Here is a 7,449-nt window from a genome sequence, read left to right as displayed (position 1 = left end):
AGGGATTTTTCTATTCTCTATGGAATAGCTTGATTGATGTTTTTCCCAAACACATCTCTCAAGTGCGGAGCGCATCATAGCAAACTCGCCCAAGCTGTAAAGAGTTTTCTTGTTATTTTGAATTGAATGCTGCCTTTTTGGGCAAAGATGATGGTTTTTATACAAAAGCCCCGTATTGATGCTTTTATGTTTTCAAAATAGTTACCTAGATTTACATTACTTGACGTTCAAATGAGCGAATCCCAGTTACAATGATATGAGGAAATCACTTTGATGTAGCATTATGAAAAATAAACGAATTACGATACTGCTCACTTTAGCTTTAGGCATTGTTTCTAGTGCAGTTTTTGCGCGTGGGCCTGGTGCTCAGGCGGTGACAGTGATCACTGAAGAAGTACAGATTCATGAAGTTTCTCAATCGTTAACTTTGGTTGGTAAGCTGGATTCTGAGCAGTCCGTCGATATTGCGTCGGAAGTGGCGGGTAAAGTGGATGTTATCGCCGTTAAAGCCAATCAAGAAGTCTCTAAAGATCAGCTATTGATTAAGTTAGACGATGACAAAGCTCGCGCCGCGATTGCAGAAGCGAAAGCTTACTTAGCGGATGAAAAACGTAAGTTGGCTGAGTTCGAACGTTTGGTGAAGCGTAACGCCATCACTCAAACTGAGATTGATGCACAAAAAACCAGTGTTGAAATCGCTCAAGCTCGCCTAGACGCGGCCAATGCCAACCTAGACGACCTTCATATTACTGCTCCGTTTGCTGGTACCGTTGGCTTTATTGATTTTAGTCGCGGCAAGCTAGTGAGTGCGGGCAGCCAGTTGCTGACTCTGGATGACTTATCATTGATGCGTTTGGATCTGCAAGTTCCTGAGCGTTACCTCTCTATGTTAAGCAAAGGCATGAAGGTTGAAGCGACGACTAGCGCTTGGGGTAATCAACAGTTTATTGGTGAAGTGGTTGGCGTTGACTCACGTATCAATCAAGAAACGTTAAACCTTCGTGTCCGTATTCACTTCCAAAACACGGATACCAAGTTGAAGCCTGGTATGTTGGTTTCTGCCAACATGGCATTCCCACCGATTGAAGCGCCAATCATTCCTGTTCAAGCACTCGAGTATTCCGGCACCAAACGCTACGTTTACGTGATTGGTGAAGATAAAAAAGCGGTACGTACAGAAGTTATTTTAGGCGCGCGTATTGAAAACCTCGTAGTGATTGAAGAGGGTCTTGAAATTGGTCAAAAGATCGTTGTTCAAGGCATTGTAAACATGCGTGATGGTGTTGCTGTGAACGAGCTTGGCCAGATGGTAAGCCTATGGAACAACCGCAAGGGGCTAACTAATGTGGTTATCTGATGTTTCCGTAAAACGACCAGTAGCGGCAGTTGTATTAAGCTTGCTGTTGGTGGTCTTTGGCATGGTCTCGTTCTCTAAGTTAGCCGTTCGAGAGATGCCAGACATTGAAAGCCCTGTAGTGTCGATCAGTACCCGTTATTCGGGGGCGTCTGCGACGATCATCGAAAGCCAAATTACTTCGGTTCTGGAAGACCAGCTCTCTGGTATCAGTGGTATCGATGAGATTTCTTCAACCACACGAAATGGTATGTCTCGTATTACCATTACTTTTGATTTGGGGTACGACCTCAATACAGGGGTGAGTGATGTACGAGATGCGGTCGCAAGGGCGCAGCGTTCCCTTCCAGATGAAGCCGATGATCCTATTGTCTATAAGAATAACGGTTCTGGTGAGGCCTCCCTGTATATCAACTTAAGTTCGTCTGAAATGGATCGAACTCAGTTGACCGACTATATCGACCGTGTGCTTTTGGACCGTTTTAGTCTGATTTCCGGTGTGAGTTCAGTTAACGTCTCTGGTGGCTTGTATAAAGTCATGTATGTGAAGTTGCAACCAGAGTTGATGGCGGGCCGCGGCGTGACCACAACCGATATCACTCAAGCTTTGCGCAGTGAGAACATGGAGAGCCCAGGTGGTGAAGTCCGTAACGATTCGATTGTTATGTCGGTACGAACGGCTCGCTCTTACAACACCGCGGAAGATTTCGACTATTTAGTTGTAAAACGTGCCAGCGACAATACGCCTATCTACTTAAAAGACGTTGCTGATGTGTTCATCGGGGCCGAGAATGAAAACTCGACCTTTAAAAGTGATGGCGTGGTTAACGTGAGTATGGGGATTGTGCCTCAGACTGACGCCAACCCGTTGGAAGTCGCCGAACGCGTGCACCGTGAAGTTGAAAATATCCAGCAGTTCCTGCCTGATGGCACTCGCTTAGCGATTGACTATGACTCAACGGTATTCATCGAACGCTCGATTGCCGAAGTGTACAGCACGCTGTTTATTACGGGTGGCTTGGTAATCCTTGTCCTGTATATCTTTATTGGCCAAGCGAGAGCGACTTTGATACCGGCAGTGACGGTACCTGTTTCTCTGATTTCCTCGTTTATAGCAGCCTACTATTTTGGCTTTTCAATCAACCTCATTACTCTGATGGCGTTAATTCTCTCTATCGGTTTGGTGGTGGATGATGCGATTGTAGTGGTAGAGAACATCTATCACCATATTGAACAAGGTGAGAAGCCACTACTAGCGGCTTACAAAGGAGCTCGTGAAGTAGGGTTTGCGGTTATTGCGACGACCTTGGTTCTTGTGATGGTGTTCCTGCCAATCTCCTTTATGGATGGTATGGTCGGATTGCTGTTTACTGAATTCTCAGTGCTTTTGTCGATGTCGGTGATTTTCTCATCCTTAATCGCGTTGACCCTTACGCCAGTACTTGGCAGTAAGATTCTGAAAGCAAACGTGAAGCCAAACCGTTTTAACCTGTTTATCGATCGTATGTTCTCCAAATTGGAGTCGGGCTATCGTTGGTTACTTAGCAAAGCGCTTAAGTTCAAGTGGGCCGCGCCATTGGTGATCTTGTCTTGTTTGGGCGGCAGTTATGGCCTGATGCAGCAGGTTCCTGCTCAGCTAACGCCATCGGAAGACCGTGGTGTTATCTTTGCATTTGTTCGTGGCGCCGATGCGACCAGTTATAACCGTATGGCTGCGAACATGGATATCGTTGAAGATCGCATCATGCCATTACTGGATAAAGGTTTCTTGAAGTCGTTCAGCATTCAATCGCCTGCCTTTGGTGGTCAAGCAGGTGACCAAACGGGCTTCGTTATCATGATCTTGGAAGATTGGAACCAGCGTGATGTCACCGCGCAAGAGGCTTTGGGCCAAGTTCGTAAAGCGCTTGCGGGTATTCCAGATGTGCGTGTTTTCCCATTCATGCCAGGATTCCGTGGTGGTTCGAGTGAGCCGGTTCAGTTTGTACTGGGCGGCTCTGATTACCCTGAACTGCAACAATGGGCTGAAATGCTTAAGTTGGAAGCAGAGAACTCACCATTAATGGAAGGTGCGGAGATTAACTACTCCGAGAAAACTCCAGAGATGGTGGTGACGATTGATAGACAGCGAGCGGCCGAACTGGGCATTAGTGTGGCCGATATTTCGGATACGCTAGAGGTTATGCTTGGCGGTAAAACTGAGACGACCTTTGTTGAGCGCGGTGAAGAATATGACGTTTACCTGCGTGGCGATGAAAACAGTTTCAACAACGCTTCTGATTTGAGTCAGATCTACATGCGAACGGTTTCAGGCGAGTTGGTCACCTTAGATGCGGTAACTCGCATTGATGAAGTGGCATCGTCGATTCGTCTATCACACTACAATAAGCAAAAAGCCATTACGGTTACCGCCAACTTGTCGGAAGGTGCTACCTTAGGTGCAGCTCTGGATTTCCTAGACCAAAAGGCCATTGAACTGCTACCAAGTGACATTTCAGTGAGCTACTCAGGCGAGTCGAAAGATTACAAAGAGAACCAGTCGAGTATTTTAGTGGTATTCGCATTGGCTCTGCTTGTTGCCTATCTAGTTCTAGCAGCCCAGTTTGAGAGCTTTATTAACCCGCTGGTGGTGATGTTCACCGTACCTATGGGTGTGTTTGGTGGCTTCTTAGGCATGGTAATTATGGATCAGGGGCTCAATATCTACAGCCAAATCGGCATGATCATGCTCATTGGTATGGTGACTAAGAACGGTATCTTAATTGTTGAGTTTACCAACCAGTTGCGCGATCGTGGGATTGAGTTTGAGAAAGCGGTGATTGATGCGTCGGCAAGACGTTTGCGTCCAATCTTAATGACGGCGTTTACCACTCTTGCAGGTGCTATCCCACTTATTCTATCGACCGGTGCAGGCTATGAGAGTCGTGTAGCAGTAGGTACGGTAATCTTCTTTGGTATGGGCTTTGCGACACTAGTAACCCTGTTCGTGATACCGGCTATGTATCGATTGATATCGGCATCGACGCAATCGCCAGGTCATGTCGAAGCAGAGCTTAACAAAGAGCTGAGCCACGATGTGAAATCTCGTGCTTCCCATGGATAAAGTAGAGTTCTAGTTCTTGAACTAGAATAACTAAAAAGCCCGCGACTGAGTCGCGGGCTTTTCGTTATATGCTTGAAACTTATTAACCGTAAGAGACGCTATAACGAGTCGGCTTGTGATTCATGGCTAATACGAGGTTTAGCGCTACTGCACCAATGATTGAAAGAAGAATAATCATTGGAGAGACGAAGAAGAAAGACGCGAATAAAATCGCACAATCAATCGCAAGCTGTGATTTACCAACTGAGATGCCGAAGCGATCTTGAATAAATAGACACAAGACGTTGAAGCCGCCCAAGCTAGAACGGTGACGAAACAGAATCAACATTCCTAAGCCCATCAGTAATCCACCCGCAACTGCACAGTAAACTTGGTTAATGGTGTCTAAAGAGATCACCAAATAGAGGTGATCGGCAAAAATAGACACTAAAGCGCCTGAAATCGCACTGTTTATTGCAAATCGACGCCCAAAGCGTTTCCACGCTAAAAGGTAGAAAGGGCAGTTGATGACAAAGTACAGTGTGCCAAAAGAGAAAGAGACAAATTGGCTCATTAAAAGCGCCAAGCCTGTTGTCCCGCCTGTTAATAAATCTGCTGACTGTAAAAAGAATACACCTTGTGCCACGAGGAACGTGCCGGTAAGAATCGCTATCCAGTCTTCTTTTCTTGAGTGTTTTTCCATCATTTCTAAATAAACTCGTCATTAATGGCGTGCATACTAAGGAAAAGATGATCTTTTCGGTAGATAGAGATGTAAATTTAGGGTAAACCTATGTAATTATCGTTTTACAGGGTGTAAAGCGTAATATTGACAGGAGATTGCGAGTCGTTTCAAAGTCTTCTTTGTATATGAAAGCCCTTGTAAGTCATTATGAAAAAACTGCATGAGAAAAGTTGATTTTTTTCTTTATGATCCAGATCAAACTATGTAGAATGCGCGCATATGAAGCAACGAAAACGTTTGCGTGCGATCGTTGTGCGGTTTTTTTGAAACTTTCAGTAAAATCTGAGTCAGGAGATACAGATGCTAAAGCGTGATATGAACATCGCTGATTACGATGCGGAGCTATTCGCAGCAATCCAGGAAGAAACTCTTCGCCAGGAAGAACACATTGAGCTAATCGCTTCGGAAAACTACACAAGCCCACGTGTAATGGAAGCGCAAGGTTCTCAGCTAACAAACAAATACGCTGAAGGTTACCCAGGCAAGCGTTACTACGGTGGTTGTGAGTACGTAGATAAAGCGGAAGCGCTAGCAATCGATCGTGCTTGTGAACTGTTCGGTTGTGACTACGCGAACGTTCAGCCACACTCTGGCTCGCAAGCGAACAGCGCTGTATACATGGCTCTTCTAAACCCAGGCGACACAGTTCTAGGTATGAGCCTAGCGCACGGTGGTCACCTTACTCACGGTTCACCAGTAAACTTCTCTGGTAAGCACTACAACGTGATTCCTTACGGTATCGATGAAGCTGGCCAAATCAACTACGACGAGATGGAACAGCTAGCCGTTGAGCACAAGCCGAAGATGATCATCGGTGGTTTCTCTGCTTACTCTCAAATCGTTGACTGGGCTCGCATGCGTGAAATCGCAGACAAAGTTGGCGCTTACTTCTTCGTAGATATGGCTCACGTAGCGGGTCTTATCGCTGCAGGTGTTTACCCAACACCAGTACCTCACGCTCACGTAGTAACAACAACAACTCACAAAACACTAGCAGGCCCTCGTGGCGGTTTGATTCTTTCAAACGCTGGTGAAGAGATGTACAAGAAACTAAACTCAGCGGTATTCCCAGGTGGCCAAGGTGGCCCACTAATGCACGTAATCGCAGGTAAAGCGGTAGCGTTCAAAGAAGCAATGGAGCCTGAGTTCAAAGCTTACCAACAACGTGTTGTTGATAACGCAAAAGCGATGGTTGCTCAGTTCCAAGAGCGTGGCTACAAAATCGTATCTAACTCAACAGAAAACCACCTGTTCCTTGTTGACCTAATCGACAAAGACATCACTGGTAAAGATGCAGATGCGGCCCTAGGCGCAGCAAACATCACAGTAAACAAGAACTCAGTACCAAACGATCCGCGTAGCCCATTCGTTACATCTGGTATCCGCGTAGGTACTCCAGCGATCACTCGTCGTGGCTTCACTCAAGAAGACGCAAAAGAGCTAGCGAACTGGATGGCAGACGTTCTAGACAACATCGGTAACGATGAAGTCATCGAAGCAACGAAAGCGAAAGTTTTAGAGATCTGTAAGCGTCTACCAGTTTACGCTTAATTTCGTCATCGTTGACTGAGCTTCGTTGTCGGGCATGCTCATTTACACTTGTAAACTCCGCGTGCCCTCCTTGAATCTCAATCAACGATTTAGAAATTCTAAAGCCCTGTCCAGTAGGATAGGGCTTTTTGTTTGCGCCTCGTATTCGATTTAGTTTCGCTGTCTCGTCCTAACAGAAATAGAAAAGGGATTGATGTTTGCATCAATCCCTTTGTTGGTTGTTTCAGCTTTGAAGTAGCGACTTTAAAATAGTTACTTTGAAATACTTAGCAACGTGCCTGATTTACATTTGAATGAGTAGTAACGGCGGCTTTCGCTGAACTTACCTAGCCTTCGCCATCACAGTAGTCGATGTTGATATCGCGCATGGTTTCAAGCGTTTCTTCGCTGTTTAGGGCAAACTTGGAGCCATCAGAACAAACGATGCGGACGCGACCATCATCGCTTACAGAGTAGATATCTACTTCAGTGTTACACAGTTCAAAAGAAGCTTCTTGGTAGTTGTCACGCTTGGTGTTGTTAGCACAACCCGCAATAAAAAGGCTGGTTAAAACGATGGCTAAAGCAGGTTTGATCATAGGTCTTTCCTTGATTAGTCGAAATCTAGACGGCATATGATCTAAGCCTATCGGAGAGTTTGTATTCATTCAAGTGATTAGCATGCGTTGATTAATTTGATCTTAAATGCGATGCAGTAAATAAAAAACGTTAGGCAAT

Annotated in this window: 4 protein-coding genes and 1 pseudogene; 3 read left to right on the top strand and 2 right to left on the bottom strand. The window is 45.6% G+C overall.

Annotated features, from left to right (window positions below):
• Positions 1–283: 283 nt before the first annotated feature.
• Together UA76_RS11650 and vexH are read left to right on the top strand one after the other, a co-directional pair.
• Entirely contained in the window at positions 284–1,357 is a 1,074-nt protein-coding gene (locus tag UA76_RS11650; protein ID WP_047046226.1) for an efflux RND transporter periplasmic adaptor subunit, read from the top strand.
• Positions 1,344–4,457, top strand: coding sequence for a vibriobactin export RND transporter permease subunit VexH (gene vexH / locus UA76_RS11645; RefSeq protein WP_047046224.1), 3,114 nt, complete (start codon positions 1,344–1,346; stop codon positions 4,455–4,457). The genes UA76_RS11650 and vexH overlap by 14 nt, the downstream gene beginning before the upstream one ends.
• An 82-nt stretch (positions 4,458–4,539) precedes the next feature.
• Here the strand turns inward: vexH and UA76_RS11640 are convergent, their stop codons facing one another.
• Positions 4,540–5,139 (bottom strand): YitT family protein, encoded by a 600-nt coding sequence (locus UA76_RS11640; protein WP_047046221.1) that lies wholly within the window; start codon positions 5,137–5,139, stop codon positions 4,540–4,542.
• A 342-nt stretch (positions 5,140–5,481) separates the two neighbouring features.
• On the opposite strand from UA76_RS11640, the gene glyA reads away from it, so the two are divergent.
• A complete protein-coding gene (glyA, locus tag UA76_RS11635; protein ID WP_047046217.1) occupies positions 5,482–6,732 on the top strand; it encodes a serine hydroxymethyltransferase in 1,251 nt (416 codons plus the stop codon).
• A gap of 252 nt (positions 6,733–6,984) precedes the next feature.
• Here glyA and UA76_RS11630 read toward each other — a convergent pair.
• Positions 6,985–7,310: pseudogene (locus UA76_RS11630) on the bottom strand (hypothetical protein).
• Positions 7,311–7,449: the final 139 nt, after the last annotated feature.

The sequence above is a fragment of the Vibrio mexicanus genome, assembly GCF_001012815.1.
Classification (GTDB): domain Bacteria; phylum Pseudomonadota; class Gammaproteobacteria; order Enterobacterales; family Vibrionaceae; genus Vibrio; species Vibrio mexicanus.
Note: the sequence above shows the minus strand (reverse complement) of the source record. Positions and strands in the feature narration are given on the sequence as shown.

Coding starts and splice junctions, on each gene's coding strand:
- glyA (WP_047046217.1), top strand. CDS start 5,482: ATGCTAAAGCGTGATATGAACATCGCTGATTACGATGCGGAGCTATTC.
- UA76_RS11650 (WP_047046226.1), top strand. CDS start 284: ATGAAAAATAAACGAATTACGATACTGCTCACTTTAGCTTTAGGCATT.
- vexH (WP_047046224.1), top strand. CDS start 1,344: ATGTGGTTATCTGATGTTTCCGTAAAACGACCAGTAGCGGCAGTTGTA.
- UA76_RS11640 (WP_047046221.1), bottom strand. CDS start 5,139: ATGGAAAAACACTCAAGAAAAGAAGACTGGATAGCGATTCTTACCGGC.